General features: G+C 72.4%; 17 protein-coding genes. 8 read left to right on the forward strand and 9 right to left on the reverse strand.

Annotation, left to right across the window (positions count from 1 at the left end; all coding sequences use genetic code 11):
- The first annotated feature begins 6 nt into the window (after positions 1-6).
- Positions 7-648, forward strand: coding sequence for a TetR/AcrR family transcriptional regulator (locus tag ACH4N1_RS12720; RefSeq protein WP_398096740.1), 642 nt, complete (start codon positions 7-9; stop codon positions 646-648).
- Positions 649-730: 82 nt separating this feature from the next.
- Here ACH4N1_RS12720 and ACH4N1_RS12725 read toward each other — a convergent pair whose 3' ends face one another.
- From ACH4N1_RS12725 to ACH4N1_RS12740, 4 genes are all read right to left on the reverse strand, one after another.
- Positions 731-2,431, reverse strand: coding sequence for a methylmalonyl-CoA mutase (locus ACH4N1_RS12725; RefSeq protein ID WP_398096741.1), 1,701 nt, complete (start codon positions 2,429-2,431; stop codon positions 731-733).
- Between the two features lie 75 nt (positions 2,432-2,506).
- Positions 2,507-2,845: a DUF3817 domain-containing protein gene (locus ACH4N1_RS12730; RefSeq protein ID WP_398096742.1), complete on the reverse strand. Its 339-nt coding sequence runs from the start codon at positions 2,843-2,845 to the stop codon at positions 2,507-2,509.
- Positions 2,846-2,911: 66 nt separating this feature from the next.
- Positions 2,912-3,421 carry a MarR family transcriptional regulator gene (locus tag ACH4N1_RS12735; RefSeq protein WP_366057051.1) on the reverse strand — a complete coding sequence of 170 codons (510 nt, stop codon included), beginning with the start codon at positions 3,419-3,421 and terminating at the stop codon, positions 2,912-2,914.
- Positions 3,422-3,454: 33 nt separating this feature from the next.
- Complete coding sequence (locus ACH4N1_RS12740; protein ID WP_398096744.1) at positions 3,455-4,141, reverse strand: hypothetical protein; 687 nt, start codon at positions 4,139-4,141, stop codon at positions 3,455-3,457.
- A 222-nt stretch (positions 4,142-4,363) separates the two neighbouring features.
- On the opposite strand from ACH4N1_RS12740, the gene ACH4N1_RS12745 reads away from it, so the two are divergent.
- The 3 genes from ACH4N1_RS12745 to ACH4N1_RS12755 are packed head-to-tail and all read left to right on the forward strand — an operon-like array spanning position 4,364 to position 6,461.
- Complete coding sequence (locus ACH4N1_RS12745) at positions 4,364-5,116, forward strand: hypothetical protein (protein WP_398096746.1); 753 nt, start codon at positions 4,364-4,366, stop codon at positions 5,114-5,116.
- Positions 5,113-5,793, forward strand: coding sequence for a DUF4166 domain-containing protein (locus ACH4N1_RS12750; RefSeq protein WP_398096747.1), 681 nt, complete (start codon positions 5,113-5,115; stop codon positions 5,791-5,793). Before ACH4N1_RS12745 ends, ACH4N1_RS12750 begins: the two co-directional genes overlap by 4 nt.
- Positions 5,790-6,461, forward strand: coding sequence for a TetR/AcrR family transcriptional regulator (locus ACH4N1_RS12755; protein WP_398096748.1), 672 nt, complete (start codon positions 5,790-5,792; stop codon positions 6,459-6,461). Before ACH4N1_RS12750 ends, ACH4N1_RS12755 begins: the two co-directional genes overlap by 4 nt.
- A 25-nt stretch (positions 6,462-6,486) precedes the next feature.
- Here the strand turns inward: ACH4N1_RS12755 and ACH4N1_RS12760 are convergent, their stop codons facing one another.
- Both ACH4N1_RS12760 and ACH4N1_RS12765 read right to left on the reverse strand, forming a co-directional pair.
- A complete protein-coding gene (locus ACH4N1_RS12760; protein ID WP_398096750.1) occupies positions 6,487-6,789 on the reverse strand; it encodes an MTH1187 family thiamine-binding protein in 303 nt (100 codons plus the stop codon).
- On the reverse strand, positions 6,786-7,133 hold the full coding sequence (locus ACH4N1_RS12765; protein ID WP_398096751.1) for a DUF3817 domain-containing protein: 348 nt from the start codon (positions 7,131-7,133) through the stop codon (positions 6,786-6,788). Before ACH4N1_RS12765 ends, ACH4N1_RS12760 begins: the two co-directional genes overlap by 4 nt.
- Positions 7,134-7,397: 264 nt before the next feature.
- Here ACH4N1_RS12765 and ACH4N1_RS12770 point away from each other — a divergent pair, with 264 nt between their 5' ends.
- From ACH4N1_RS12770 to ACH4N1_RS12785, 4 genes are all read left to right on the forward strand, one after another.
- The gene (locus tag ACH4N1_RS12770; RefSeq protein WP_382783919.1) at positions 7,398-8,030 is read left to right on the forward strand and encodes an AIM24 family protein; all 633 of its coding nucleotides are present in this window, start codon (positions 7,398-7,400) and stop codon (positions 8,028-8,030) included.
- A 1-nt stretch (position 8,031) separates the two neighbouring features.
- Positions 8,032-8,682: an AIM24 family protein gene (locus ACH4N1_RS12775; protein ID WP_398096753.1), complete on the forward strand. Its 651-nt coding sequence runs from the start codon at positions 8,032-8,034 to the stop codon at positions 8,680-8,682.
- On the forward strand, positions 8,679-9,473 hold the full coding sequence (locus ACH4N1_RS12780; protein ID WP_398096754.1) for an AIM24 family protein: 795 nt from the start codon (positions 8,679-8,681) through the stop codon (positions 9,471-9,473). The genes ACH4N1_RS12775 and ACH4N1_RS12780 overlap by 4 nt, the downstream gene beginning before the upstream one ends.
- A gap of 92 nt (positions 9,474-9,565) precedes the next feature.
- Positions 9,566-10,042, forward strand: coding sequence for a MarR family winged helix-turn-helix transcriptional regulator (locus tag ACH4N1_RS12785; RefSeq protein WP_398096755.1), 477 nt, complete (start codon positions 9,566-9,568; stop codon positions 10,040-10,042).
- Positions 10,043-10,182: 140 nt separating this feature from the next.
- Here the strand turns inward: ACH4N1_RS12785 and ACH4N1_RS12790 are convergent, their stop codons facing one another.
- The 3 genes from ACH4N1_RS12790 to ACH4N1_RS12800 form a co-directional block, all read right to left on the reverse strand.
- The gene (locus ACH4N1_RS12790) at positions 10,183-11,364 is read right to left on the reverse strand and encodes an MFS transporter (RefSeq protein WP_398096757.1); all 1,182 of its coding nucleotides are present in this window, start codon (positions 11,362-11,364) and stop codon (positions 10,183-10,185) included.
- A 166-nt stretch (positions 11,365-11,530) separates the two neighbouring features.
- A complete protein-coding gene (meaB, locus tag ACH4N1_RS12795) occupies positions 11,531-12,490 on the reverse strand; it encodes a methylmalonyl Co-A mutase-associated GTPase MeaB (protein ID WP_366057062.1) in 960 nt (319 codons plus the stop codon).
- Positions 12,491-12,524: 34 nt separating this feature from the next.
- Complete coding sequence (locus tag ACH4N1_RS12800; RefSeq protein WP_366057063.1) at positions 12,525-13,727, reverse strand: acetyl-CoA C-acetyltransferase; 1,203 nt, start codon at positions 13,725-13,727, stop codon at positions 12,525-12,527.
- Positions 13,728-13,775: the final 48 nt, after the last annotated feature.

The raw sequence follows: 13,775 nt of genomic DNA on the forward strand, positions 1-13,775 counted from the left end.
CGGAGGATGCAGAGTCGCACGCCAGCCGGCCGTACCGGACGCCCGCGCAGCGCCGCCGCCGACACCGCGATCCTGGCCGCGACCCGGCAGGCACTGGTCGAGCTCGGCTGGTCCAAGCTCACGCTGGGGGACGTGGCGACCCGGGCCAAAGTGGCCAAGACGACGCTCTACCGCCGCTGGTCCGGCAAGAACGAACTGGTCGTGGACGCGGTCGCGGAACTCTTCGGCGAGCTCGAACTCCCCGACCGGGGCAGTCTGGCCGCCGACATCGAGGGCGTGGTCCTGCAGTTCGCGGCGATCCTCGCCCGCCCGGAGGCCAGGAGCGGCCTGATGGCGGTGGTCGCGGAGTCCACCCGCGACGACGCCCTGCGCGAACGCATCCGCGCGTCCATCGTGGACCCCCAGAAGGACCTGGTCCTGGAGGGCCGGGCCCGCGCGCAGACCAGGGGGGAACTCCCGCCGGAGACGGACCCGGCGGAAGCGGCCCGCACGATCGACCTGATCTTCGACGTGGTCGCGGGTGCGGTGGTCCACCGCACCCTGGTCAGCGCGGAACCGGCGGACGAGGAGTGGGTGGGGGACTTCACCCGGCTGCTGCTGCACGGCCTGGCGGGCCCCCCGGCCGAGGCCGGCCCGTCCGGTGCCTGAGGACGGGAAGGGGGCGGGCGGCGAGGAGGAACCCCCGGCCGCCCGCCCCCGGACTCCGTCCTAGAACCCCGCGGGCTCCGTCCTAGAACCCCGCGGGCTCCGTGTACACCCCCCACTCCTCCCGCAGCACCCCGCAGATCTCCCCCAGGGTCGCCTCCGCCCGCACCGCGTCCAGCATCGGCCCGATCATGTTGGACCCGTCCCGCGCGGCCGCCAGCATCGCGTCCAGCGCGGCCCGCACGGCCGATTCGTCCCGGACGGCCCGGCGGGCGCCCAGCGTCCGCACCTGCTCCCGCTCCACCTCGTGGCTGACCCGCAGGATCTCCAGGTCCCCGGTCACCGATCCGGTGTGCGCGTTGACCCCGACGACCCGCTTCTCGCCCTTCTCCAGCGCCTGCTGGTACCGGAACGCGGACTCCGCGATCTCCCCGGTGAACCAGCCGTCCTCGATGCCCCGCAGGATCCCGGACGTGACGGGCCCGATGGGGTGCTTCCCGTCGGGGTGCGCCCGCAGCCCCCGCTCCTTGATCCGCTCGAAGATCTTCTCGGCGTCGGCCTCGATGCGGTCGGTCAGCTGCTCGACGTACCAGGAACCGCCCAGCGGGTCCGCGACGTTGGCGACGCCGGTCTCCTCCATCAGCACCTGCTGCGTGCGCAGCGCGATCTCGGCCGCCTGCTCCGAGGGCAGCGCGAGGGTCTCGTCCAGGGCGTTGGTGTGCAGCGAGTTGGTGCCCCCGAGCACGGCGGCGAGCGCCTCCACGGCCGTGCGCACCACGTTGTTGTACGGCTGCTGGGCGGTCAGGGAGACGCCGGCGGTCTGCGTGTGGAACCGCAGCCACTGGGCCTTCTCGGACGTGGCCCCGTAGACGTCCCGCATCCACCTGGCCCAGATCCTGCGCGCGGCGCGGAACTTGGCGATCTCCTCGAAGAAGTCGAGGTGCGCGTCGAAGAAGAAGGACAGGCCGGGGGCGAACACGTCGACGTCCAGCCCGCGGCTGAGCCCCAGTTCGACGTACCCGAAGCCGTCCGCCAGCGTGTACGCCAGCTCCTGCGCGGCCGTCGAGCCGGCCTCGCGGATGTGGTAGCCGGAGACGGAGAGCGGCTTGTAGTCGGGGATGCCGGCGGCGCAGTACTCCATGAGGTCGCCGATCAGGCGCAGGTGGGGCTCGGGCTGGAAGAGCCACTCCTTCTGCGCGATGTACTCCTTGAAGATGTCGGTCTGGAGGGTGCCGTTGAGGACGGCCGGGTCGACGCCCTGCCGTTCGGCGGCGACGAGGTACATGCAGAAGACCGGTACGGCCGGTCCGCTGATGGTCATCGAGGTGGTGACGTCCCCGAGGGGGATGTCCTTGAAGAGCACCTCCATGTCGGCCGCGGAGTCGATGGCGACCCCGCAGTGCCCGACCTCGCCGAGCGAGCGCGGGTCGTCGGAGTCGCGGCCCATGAGGGTCGGCATGTCGAAGGCGACGGAGAGGCCCCCGCCGCCGTTGGCGAGGATCATCTTGTAGCGCTCGTTGGTCTGCTCGGCGTTCCCGAACCCGGCGAACTGCCGGATGGTCCAGGTGCGCCCCCGGTAGCCGGTCGGGTACAGCCCGCGGGTGTAGGGGTACTCCCCGGGCCAGCCGATCCGCTCGAAGCCCTCGTAGGCGTCCCCGGGCCGGGGCCCGTACACCGGCTCCACGGGATCGCCGGAGAGCGTGGTGAAGTCTGCGTCGCGCTTACGCGCGGCGTCGTACCGGGCCTGCCAGCGTCGGCGGCCCTCCTCGATGGCGTCAGCGTGCATACACTCGAATTTACTAGGACGTCCTAGTAAATGTCGATGGGAGACCGCCGTACACCTGTGTACGGCGGTGAGGGGTTACGCCTTGGCGACCGCCGGCGCTTCCTCGGCGGCCTTGGTCTCCAGCTCGCGCGTGACGTTCCGCTCCACGAAGAACGCGGCCGTCGGGACGGTCCCGGCCAGCAGCACCCAGAGCTGCTTGCGGACCGGCCACCTGGCCTTGGAGCCCAGGTCGAAGGCGAAGACGAGGTAGACGACGTAGAGCCAGCCGTGGGCGATGGAGACGACCCGGGTGGCGTCCGCGGCACCGTCCAGGTTCAAGGCGTATTTACCGATCATGCACAGGCACAGCAGGACCAGGAGCACACCGGTGACATAGGCCATGACGCGGTAGCGGGTCAGCACGCTCTTCTTCATGCCGTCGAGCGTAACCAGGCGTTCCGGGCGATCTTGCCCCGGGTCGCTCCTGCGTTCGGTCCCGGTTCAGTCCTCGTCGAAGTCGTGGGCCGCCACGCGCAGGGGGCGCAGCATCGCGAAGATCTCCCCGCACTCCTCGGCGTCGTACACGCCGAGGCCGAAGTCCATGGCCATCAGGTCGCGGGTGGCCGCCTCGACGACCTCGCGGCCCTTGTCGGTGATGGTGGCGAGGGTGCCGCGGCCGTCGTTGGGGTTGGGGCGCTTGGCGACGAGACCGGATCTCACCAGGCGGTCGACGGTGTTCGTCACGGAGGTGGGGTGCACCTGGAGGCGTTCGCCGATCTTCGACATCGTCAGCTCCCCCTCCTTGGAGAAGGTGAGCAGCACCAGGGCCTCGTAGCGCGCGAAGGTCAGCCCGTACGGCTTGACCACCGCGTCGACCTCGGCGAGGAGGATCTGGTGGGCGCGCATGATCGAGGTGATCGCGGCCATGGACGGCACGTTTCCCCAGCGCTGCTTCCAGAGCTCGTCGGCGCGGGCGATGGGGTCGAAGGAAAGGCTGGACGGCTTCGGCACGGCACCAGACCCTACCCGTCGGTCATATCGCGGTCAGCCCCGTCTCGGTCCTCGGTCCACCGGGGCCGCGTCGGACCGGGTCAGTACAGGGCGCGCAGGCCGAGGACGTCGCCCCGGCCCAGCGTGCGGGCAGCGGTGGAGCAGGCGAAGGAGCGGGTGAACATCGTCTGGCTCTCGTGGCCCCGGCCGACGTGGGCCAGGCCGAAGACGTGCCCGGCCTCGTGGGTGTCGTATCACCTTGTGGTCGGCGGTGGCGTGGGCGCCGTCGGCGCACGCGGCCCGCGCCCGGCCGGGGGCGGCCCGGCCGGGGGCGGCCGCGGCGGCGTGCGCCTGGTCGGTGGCGTGCGCCTGGTCGGTGGCGTGCGCCTGGTCGGTGGCGTGCGCCTGGTCGGGGTCGGGGGCGGTCGCCCGGGCCCCGGTGCCGGTCAGGTCGTAGGAGACCGTGCCGTCGGCGGCCACCGCCAGGGTGAAGCCGTGCGCGGAGCCGTCCTGCGTGAGGGCGTCGACGCTCACCGTCGTGCCGGGTTCGGGGACGGTGACGCCGGCTCCGGCGTGGGTGACGAGGCGGCCGACGGCCGCGCAGTCCAGCACGGAGGACCCGGCCGGCAGGTCGTCGGGGGTCAGCGCGCCGGACGTGAGGGCGCAGGCGCCCGCGCGCGGCACCGGGGCGCCGCCGTTCAGCGCCGCCAGTGACACGGCCGTCGCGGCCGCCCTCCCCACGGCCGCCGCCACCCTCGCCGGCCCGCGCCGCGCTGCCACTTCGCCTCCGCGTGCAGGCCCGGCCTTCGGACGGGACGTGATCGATTCCCGGGAAGGTCAGCCGTCCCGAGGCCCGCGATCCCGTTCACCGCCCCCTGTTGAGCGACTGCTCAAACACGTGTACCTTCGCTCCCGGAGTGTTGAGCGAACGCTCAAACACCGGCCCGATCCGGGGGGATTCGCATGGGGCTGTATGTCGAGGCACGCATCCGCGCCGACCTGGACGAGCTGTGGACCCGCACCCAGGACCCGGCGCGGCACCAGCGCTGGGACCTCCGCTTCACCGAGATCACCCACCTCCCGCGCGCGGAGGGCGAGCCGCAGCGGTTCCGGTACGCCACGCGCGTGCTGCCGCTCCTGACCGTCGCGGGCACGGGCGTCTCGGCGGGGGAACGGGAGCGCCCGGACGGCACCCGCACCTCCGCCCTGCGCTTCGCGTCCCCGCACCCGCTCTCGCTGCTCGCCGAGGGCAGCGGCTACTGGCGTTACGTCCCCGACGGCGACGGCGTCCGCTTCCTCACCGGCTACGACTACCGTCCCCGGTGGGGCGCCTTCGGCGCGCTTGCCGACCGGCTGGTGTTCCGTCCGTTGATGGGCTGGGCGACGGCGTGGTCCTTCGACCGGCTGCGGCTCTGGCTGGAGCGGGGCATCACACCGGAGCGCGCCCTGTGCAACTGGCTCGCGGAGCTGGCCCTGCGCGCCGTCGTCGTCGCCGTCGCCTGCACGGGCCTCGGGTGGGAGTCGTTCCTGCGCCTGCTGGGGCCGTTCGCCGCGTCGACGGCGTACCTGCTCCCCCTGCTGCTGAGCGTCGTGGTCTGCCTCGCCCTGTTCGCCTCGCCCCTCGCCTGCACCCCGGCCGCCCGCCGCTGCCTGCGCACCCCACCAGCACGCGCGCGTGCCCCCCGCCTCCTGCGCACCCTGGAGAGTCCGCGATGACCTCGATCTTCCGCACGGCGATGGGAGCCGGCTTCGACCGGCTGCACCCGCAGCTGCAACGCCGCTTCTCGGTGGGGCTGGCGAGCGGGGAGGCCTGCACGGGCCGGGGCGTGATGGACCGCATCTGGCACGGCGGGGCGTTCGTGAAGCCGTTCCTGGCGCTGGGCGGCACCCGCAACATCCTCGTCCCGCGCACGGGACGCGCGGTGCCGTTCGTCATCGAGAACGTGCCGTACACCGACTCCTTCGGCCGTGAGACGGTGAGCTTCGTGCGTACCTTCGACCTGCCCGGCCGGGCCCGCCGGTTCGACGCCCAGATGGTGCTCGGTCCGAGGGGCGACCGCGTCCTCGACTACCTGGGCACCCACCAGCACCTCGCCACCGACCTGCACTTCCACGCCGAGCCGGACGGCTCCCTGCTGATCCGCTCGGGCACCCACCGGTTCCGGGAGGGCGTGGTCGACGCGCGCGTGCCGGAACTGATCGGGGCGAGGGCGGAGGTACGGGAGTCGTACGACGACACGACGGGACGGTTCCGGATCCGCGTGCGGGTGGTGAACCGCCACGTCGGCCCGCTGTTCGGCTACGAGGGCTCCTTCACCGCCACGTACGCGGACGTCCGCGCCCGCGGCGTGCGGCCGGGACTGCGGCCGGTGCGCGAGGAGGCCCGCGCGTGACCCCGGAGACCACCAGATCCCCGGAGACCGCCAGGTCCCTGGAGACGAAGACGAAACTGCTCGACGGGGCGCTGCGCACGCTCACCGAGCAGGGCATCGCGAAGACGTCGGCCCGTACGGTCGCGGCGGCCGCGGGGGTCAACCAGGCCCTGGTCTTCTACCACTTCGGCTCGGTGGACGAACTGCTCGCGGCGGCCTGCCGGTACGGCGCGGAGCGGTCGGTGTCGCGTTACCGGGACCGCTTCGCGGCGGTCGGCACGCTGTCCGAACTGCTCGCCCTCGGGCGGGAGATCCACGAGCAGGAACGGGTGGGGGGCCAGGTGATGCTGCTGGGCCAGTTGCTGGCCGGCGCGCAGACCCACGCCGTGCTCGGCCCGGCCACGGCGGCGGGGCTCGACCTGTGGATCGTGGAGATCGAGAAGGTGCTGGACCGGGTGCTCGCGGGGACGCCGTTCCGCGAGTTCACCGACCCGGCCGGGCTGGCCCGCGCGGTCGCCGCCTCGTTCGTCGGCATCGAGCTGTACGAGGGGGTCGACGGCGCGGGCGCCGCGTCGGCGCTGGACGCGCTGGAGCAGCTCGGCCTGCTGGTGGGCGCGCTGGAGGAGCTGGGGCCGGTGGCCCAGCGGGCGGTGCGGCAGTATCTGCGGCGGGCGTCGGGGAAGCGGTGAGGCCGGCCCGGCGGGCCGGCCGTCGCTACTCCCCCCGCGGGGCGAGATGCCGCTCGACGGTCTCCACCTTCGAGGTCAGGCCGTCCGTCACGCCGGGGCGGAGGTCGGCCTTGAGGACCAGGGAGACGCGCGGCGCCCGTGCCTCGACCGCGGCGACGGCCCGCTTGACGACGTCCATGACCTCGTCCCACTCGCCCTCGATGGACGTGAACATGGCGTCGGTGCGGTGGGGCAGACCGGACTCGCGGACCACCCGGACGGCGTCGGCGACGTACTCCCCGACGTCCTCGCCGACGCCGAGCGGGGTGACGGAGAAGGCGACGATCACGACGCCTCCACCACGCCCTCGCGCCGGGCGCGGGAGGCGATGACCGCGTCCTCGGCCTCACGGCGGAGCCTGCGCTCGGCGAAGAAGCCGCCGGCCGGCAGGACCGAGAGGACGAAGTAGAGGGCGGCGGTGCGCAGGGGCCACTTGGCGCGGTTCCAGGCGTCCGCCCAGAAGATCACGTACAGCACGAACAGCAGGCCGTGGACCGCGCCCATCACCGGCACCGCGTTGAAGTCCGTCGTGCGCTTGAGCACCGAGCAGACGAGCAGCAGCAGGAACGAGACCGCCTCGGGTGCGGAGACCAGGCGGAGTCGGCGGAGGGCGGAGGCTGTCTTGAGGTCCACGGGTCACCTTCGGTGGGAGATGCGGTGCTGATCCGGTCGTTTGTGAACGCACGCACAAGCGTGCGCCCATTGTGACAAACGGACGCGGCGGCGAGCCGGGCGGGGTGCGGCGGGGGCCGGGCGGGGCGCGGCCCCGGCCGACGGTCCCCGGAGCCCCTGAACGGCGGATCACGCCGGGCGGGCCCTAAGGGTCCATTCAGGGACGATCTCCACCCGGAGGCCCTGTCGGCGCGACGTCCCAGAGGCTACCTTCGCAGCGTGGCGATGTTTCGACTCCAAGGCAGCAAGGTGCTCGCCGTCGACATGACCGGGGACGCCGTCAAGGCGAAGAACGGCTCGATGGTCGCGTACGACGGGCAGATGGCCTTCAAGAAGATGAGCGGCGGCGGCGAGGGACTGCGGGGGATGGTGACCCGGCGACTCACCGGCGAGCAGATGACCGTGATGGAGGTGCGGGGGCAGGGGACCTGCTGGTTCGCGGACCGCGCCTCCGAGATCAACCTCGTGAGTCTCCAGGGGGACAAGCTGTACGTGGAGTCGAGCAATCTGCTCGCGACGGACGCGGGGCTGAGGACGGGCACGTCCTTCACCGGCCTGCGCGGCGCCTCGCAGGGCAACGGGCTGTTCACGACGACCGTCGAGGGACACGGCCAGGCGGCGATCACCTCGGACGGTCCGGCGGTGGTGCTCCGGGTGAGCCCGCAGTTCCCGCTGACCGTGGACCCGGGGGCGTACGTCGCCCACCAGGGCGACGTCCGGCAGTCCTTCCAGTCCGGTGTGACGTTCCGCACCCTGATGGGCGAGGGCGGCGGCGAGGCCTTCCAGATCCGCTTCGAGGGGGACGGCCTGGTGTACGTCCAGCCCAGCGAGCGGAACACGATCGCGGGGGACGTGTGACATGTCCTTCCGCGAGATCAACTCCAAGATGGTCGAGGCGACCGTGGTGCCCGGCCGGCGTTTGTTCAGTCAGCGCGGCGCGATGCTCGCGTACCGGGGCGAGGTGTCCTTCACCCCGAACATGCAGGGCGGTCAGGGCGGTGTGATGTCGATGATCGGCCGCCGCCTGGCGAACGAGGACACGCCCCTGATGTCCGTCGAGGGCAGCGGCACGGTCCTGTTCGGGCACGGCGGCCACCACGTCCAGATCATCAGCCTCACCGGCGAGACGCTCCACGTCGAGGCGGACCGCCTCCTCGCCTTCGAGGGCACCCTGCAGCAGGGCACCATGTTCATGGGCTCCCAGGGCGGCGTCATGGGCATGGTCCGCGGCCAGATCAGCGGCCAGGGCCTGTTCACCACGACGCTGGCGGGCCACGGCTCGGTCGCCGTGATGGCCCACGGCGGCGTCTTCGAGGTCCCCATCACCCCCCAGCGCCCGGTCCACGTCGACCCGCAGGCCTACGTCGCCCACCACGGTGACGTGCGCAACAAGCTGTCGACCGCCCTCGGTTGGCGGGACATGGTGGGCCGCGGTTCCGGGGAGGCGTTCCAGCTGGAACTGAGCGGCAGCGGCACGGTGTACGTCCAGGCGTCCGAGGAGAAGCTGTGACCACCTACCCGGGCACCGGCCCCGCCGTCCTCGACCCCATGACCCTGCCGGCCGACGACAACGTGAACGCGTACACCTTCTGCGTGGAGTTGAAGGGGAGCCAGTGGTTCCTGCAGAAGGGGAAGATGATCGCCTACTACGGCTCGATCGACTTCAACGGCGTCGGACACGGCCGGCTGGACCGCCTGGTGCGCACGTCGTTCCATTCGCCTCTGCACGCGAGCGACTGGGTCGTGGCGGAGGGTTCGGGCAAGATGCTCCTCGCCGACCGGGCCTTCGACGTGAACTCGTACGACCTCGAAGACGGCAACCTGACCATTCGCTCGGGCAATCTGCTCGCTTTTCAGCCAACTCTCGCGCTCAAGCAGTCGATCGTTCCGGGTTTTCTGACGCTGATCGGAACCGGCAAGTTCGTCGCCGCATCTAACGGCCCGGTGGTGTTCATGGAACCCCCGATCCGGGTGGACCCGCAGGCGCTCGTCGGCTGGGCCGACTGCCCGTCCCCGTGCCATCACTACGACCACGGGTACATGACGGGCGTGATGGGCGGCCTACGTGCGCTGACGGGCCTGGGCGGGGCTTCCGGGGAGGAGCACCAGTTCGAGTTCGTGGGCGCCGGCACGGTGCTGCTCCAGTCCACCGAGACGCTCATGGCCGAGCAGGCCACGGGAGCGGTTCCACCCGAGCCGGGGGTGCCCGGCGGCGGTGGGGCGGGCGGCTTCGGAGGTCAAGCGGGCGCACCGCGCCTTCCCGGACAGCTGGGAGACCTCCAGCGTCGCTTCGGGCTGTGAGCGGTAGTCTGCGGAGTGTGACGTCGAACGCGTGCGCACTGTCACACCACCCTTACTAGTTCGCCTTTCAACATTTTAGGTAGACTTCATTTATGGAGACCGACACGGCCACGCGCTGGCTGACCGAAGCGGAGCAGTGCGCCTGGCGCACCCACCTGGAGGTCAACAGGCTGTTGACGTACCAGCTCGAAAAGGATCTTCAGCCGTTCGGACTGACCATGAACGACTACGAGATCCTGGTGAATCTGTCCGAGTCGGAGGACGTCCGGATGCGGATGAGCGACCTCGCGTCCGCCACCCTCCAGTCCAAGAGCCGGCTCTCGCACCAAATCACCCGCATGGAGAACGCCGACCTGGTGCGCCGTGAGAACTGCGAGTCCGACCGCCGAGGTCTGTTCGCGGTCCTCACCGAGCACGGCATGGAGACGATGCGGAAGGTGGCACCCCACCACGTGGCGTCCGTGCGGCGGCACTTCATCGACCTCCTCTCCCCCGATGCGCTGGCGGAACTCGACAAGGCCCTGACGCCCATCGCGGACCACCTCCGCGAGCAGCGGGGACGCCCCTGAGCGGGCCCCTCGTCCGGTGGACAAGGCCGGGCCCGGTCCGGCCGGAAGAACCCGGACCCGTGGAAGGCGGAGCCCGAACGGGGCTCCGCCTTCCGGCGTCCCGGGGACCGTGGGCGTGAGAACGAGGGTCGGCCGGGCCCTCAGCGGCCCCGCCCGGCCGCCGCGGCCAGCAGGGCGACACCGCCCGCCGCCGCGAAGCACACCGCGAGCGGCGCGTGGCCGAGCAGGAGGCCCGAGGTCGCCGAGCCGAGGGAGCTTCCCGCGTTCACGCCGGTGTTGATCCAGGCGCCGGCACCGGTCCGGGCGCCCGGCGCCGCCGTCTCGTCGGCGACGAGATAGGCCGTCGTCAGGATCGGGGCGACGAAGATCCCGGCGCAGGCCACCGCCGCGGCGAGGGTCCACAGGTCCGGGGCCAGGCCCGCGCAGGCCAGGCTCAGCCCCAGGGCCGCCGCCAGCCGCGGCAGCCTCGCACGGGCGGGCGTACGCCAGTCGACCGCGCCGTTGAGGAGGCCGCCGGCCGCGCTGCCCGCGGACAGCGCGGCCAGGGTCCAGGCGGCCCCGTCGCCGCCGTACCCGCCGTCCTCGGCGTACGCGGTGACGAACAGGTCGACGGCGCTGAGCGCGGTGCCTGCCCCGGCGGCCACCAGGACCGGCCCGCGCAGGCCCCGGCCGAGGCGCTGCCGGCCCGGCGGGCGTCCGGCCGCCGGCACCCGGACCGCCCGCAGCGGCGGGGAGGCCACGAAGGCCAGGGTCCCGCCCGCGATCAGCACGGCGCCGAGCAGCACCCCCGCCGCGGGCGGCGCGAACCGCACCAGGACCCCCACCAGCACCGGGCCGGAGACGTACAGCAGTTCCTCGGCGACGCCGTCGAGGCTGTAGGCCCGCTGCACCAGCCGCCGGTCCCGGGCGAGGTCGGCCCACACCGCGCGCATGACGGGTCCGAGCGGGGGCGCGCAGGCTCCGGCGAGCGCGGCGAGGGCGCCGAGCACCATCGGCTGGGCTCCCGTCCGCCAGGTCGCGGCGGAGAGCGCGGTCAGCAGGACGGCGTACGCGGCGGTCATGGGCGGCAGGGTGCGCCGGGGGCCGTGGCGGTCGACGAGGGACGCGCGCAGCGGCATCAGGAGGACGGCCGAGGTGCCGAAGAGGGCGAGGACGGTGCCGGCGACGGCGTAGGAGCCGGTGGCGCGGACCGTGGCGAGGAGGAGGGAGAAGGGGACGAGACCGTACGCGAGCCGTCCGAGGAGGGCGGCGGCGAAGGTGCGGCGGGCGTGCGGGACGCGGAGCACGGCGGCATAGGTCGGCCGCGGAAGGGGCGCAGACACGGGTGAGTTCCTCGACGTGAGGCGGGAGAAGGGGACGCCTGCGGCCACGGTGGCCGGTGCGGCCGGTCCGTGGCGGGGCGTGCCCTACGCCAGGAAGAGGAACATGGGCGTCAACGTACCAGCGGCGGCGCCGGGTCGGCGACCGCCGGGTCACCCGCGGGGTGCCTCACCGCCCCTGGGTCAGTCCCGCCACCAGCTCGTCCGCCGCCCGGTACGGGTCCAGTTCGCCGGCGACGATCCGCTCCGCGAGCGTGCTGAGCCGGCGGTCGCCGTGCAGGTCGCCGATGCGCTCGCGCAGGGCGGTCACGGCGATCGTCTCCACCTCGCGGGCCGCGCGGGCACGGCGGCGCTCGGCGAGGACGCCGTGCTCCTCCATCCACGCGCGGTGCTTCTCCAGCGCCTCGACGACCTCGTCGACGCCCTCGGCGCGGGCGGCGACCGTCTTCACGATCGGCGGGCGCCAGTCGCCGGGGGCGCGGGACTCGCCGAGGCCCAGCATGTGGTTCAGCTCGCGGGCGGTGGCGTCGGCACCGTCGCGGTCGGCCTTGTTGACGACGTACACGTCGCCGATCTCCAGGATTCCCGCCTTGGCGGCCTGGATGCCATCGCCCATGCCGGGGGCCAGCAGGACCACGCTGGTGTCGGCCTGGGAGGCGATCTCGACCTCGGACTGGCCGACGCCGACCGTCTCCACGAGGATCACCTCGCAGCCCGCCGCGTCGAGCACCCGGATGGCCTGCGGGGCCGCCCAGGCCAGGCCGCCCAGGTGCCCTCGGGTGGCCATGGAACGGATGTAGACGCCGGGGTCGGAGGCGTGCTCCGACATCCGGACGCGGTCGCCGAGCAGGGCGCCGCCGGAGAACGGCGAGGACGGGTCGACCGCCAGGACGCCGACCCGTCTGCCCTGCTTGCGGTACGCCGTGACCAGCGCGGAGGTGGACGTCGACTTGCCGACGCCGGGCGAGCCGGTCAGGCCCACCACGTAGGCGTTGCCGGTCAGCGGGGCCAGTGCCGCCATGACCTCCCTGAGCTGCGGCGACGCCCCCTCCACCAGGGAGATCAGCCGGGCCACGGCCCGGGGCCGGCCTTCCCTGGCCTGGGCGACCAGCGAGGAGACGTCCTGCATCACAGCTCCGTTCGGGTAATGACGTACAGGGAACTCAGGCCTTGGGGACCCGCACGATCAGTGCGTCGCCCTGACCGCCGCCGCCGCACAGCGCGGCCGCGCCGATGCCGCCGCCCCGCCGCTTCAGCTCCAGGGCCAGGTGCAGCACGAGCCGGGCGCCGGACATGCCGATGGGGTGGCCGAGGGCGATGGCGCCGCCGTTGACGTTCACCTTCTCCGTCGACACCCCGAGGTCCTTCATCGACTGCACCGCCACGGCGGCGAAGGCCTCGTTGATCTCGACGAGGTCGAGGTCGGAGACCTCCAGGCCGTCCTTCTTCAGGGCGTGCAGGATGGCGTTGGACGGCTGCGACTGGAGCGAGTTGTCCGGGCCGGCCACATTGCCGTGGGCGCCGATCTCGGCGATCCACTCCAGGCCCAGCTCCTGCGCCTTGGCCTTGCTCATCACGACCACGGCCGCGGCGCCGTCGGAGATCTGCGAGGCGGAACCGGCGGTGATGGTGCCGTCCTTGGCGAAGGCGGGGCGCAGCTTGCCGAGCGACTCGGCGGTGGTCTCGGGGCGGATGCCCTCGTCCTTGCTGAAGACGACCGGCTCGCCCTTGCGCTGCGGGATCTCCACCGGCGTGATCTCGGCCTCGAACAGGCCGTTCTTCTGCGCGGCGGCGGCCCGCTGGTGGGACAGCGCGGCGATCTCGTCCTGCTCGGGGCGGGCGATGCCGAGGCGCGTGTTGTGCTTCTCGGTGGACTCGCCCATGGCGATGTTCTCGAAGGCGTCGGTCAGCCCGTCGTGGGCCATCGCGTCGAGCATCTCGATCGCCCCGTACTTGAAGCCCTCGCGGGACTTCGGCAGCAGGTGGGGGGCGTTGGTCATGGACTCCTGGCCGCCCGCCACGACGATGTCGAACTCGCCCGCGCGGATCAGCTGGTCGGCCAGCGCGATGGCGTCGAGGCCCGACAGGCACACCTTGTTGACGGTGAGCGCCGGGACGTTCATCGGGATGCCGGCCTTGACCGCGGCCTGCCGGGCCGGGATCTGGCCCGCGCCGGCCTGGAGCACCTGGCCCATGATCACGTACTGCACCTGGTCGCCGCCGATCCCCGCACGGTCGAGGGCGGCCTTGATCGCGAAGCCGCCGAGGTCGGCTCCGGAGAAGGACTTCAGCGAGCCCAGCAACCGTCCCATGGGCGTACGGGCACCCGCGACGATCACCGAGGTCGTGCTGTTGGTTCCAGTCATGAGCTGCGATCCCCTTACCGGCCTTGCACGGGCCGAGGAGTGAACGAG

Origin of the sequence: Streptomyces sp. NPDC017202, from assembly GCF_044331705.1 — a bacterium.
Classification (GTDB): domain Bacteria; phylum Actinomycetota; class Actinomycetes; order Streptomycetales; family Streptomycetaceae; genus Streptomyces.